Here is a 524-nt window from a genome sequence, read left to right as displayed (position 1 = left end):
GTTACTCGAAGACCCTGAGACGCTGATCTCGAGAGATGCCGCGCGCGAGTTGCTGGAGATCACCGCCCGTGCCACGCAGACTGAAGATCTGGCGCTGCGTCTTGCGGCAAAGCGCAAGCTTTCCGCCCTCGGGCCTATCAGCCTCGTGCTGAGGGAGGAGCCCACACCGAGGGATGCCCTCGACACTCTGTGCCGCTACCTGAAGCTGGTGAACACCTCGCTGACTATCCGAGTTGAAGACACTGCCAGCGTGGTCATCATCCGGGAAGACTTGCTACCAAGCCCCGGGCTGGCGATGCGACAGTCGATGGAACTCGCCGTGGGCGGCACGTTTCGCATGCTGAGCGAATTAATCGGACCGCATTGGCAACCGCTTGAAGTCTGCTTTACACATCGCCCACCTAAGGACGTCTCCGCACATCGGGCATTCTTCGGAAGGAACGTCAAGTTCAATCAGGAATTCAACGGCTTGGTCTGCATGGCGATCGACCTGTCAAAGCCGCGCGAGCTCGGAGATCAAGTGT

1 protein-coding gene is annotated in these 524 nt (G+C 59.4%); it reads left to right on the top strand.

Annotated elements, in window-relative coordinates:
• Positions 1-524 (top strand): AraC family transcriptional regulator (locus ACXJ3V_RS20745; RefSeq protein ID WP_457102244.1); only part of this gene is annotated, 524 nt, incomplete at both ends.

The organism is Microbacterium sp. P5_E9, assembly GCF_054049175.1.
This window is presented reverse-complemented; position numbering and strand designations above follow the sequence as displayed.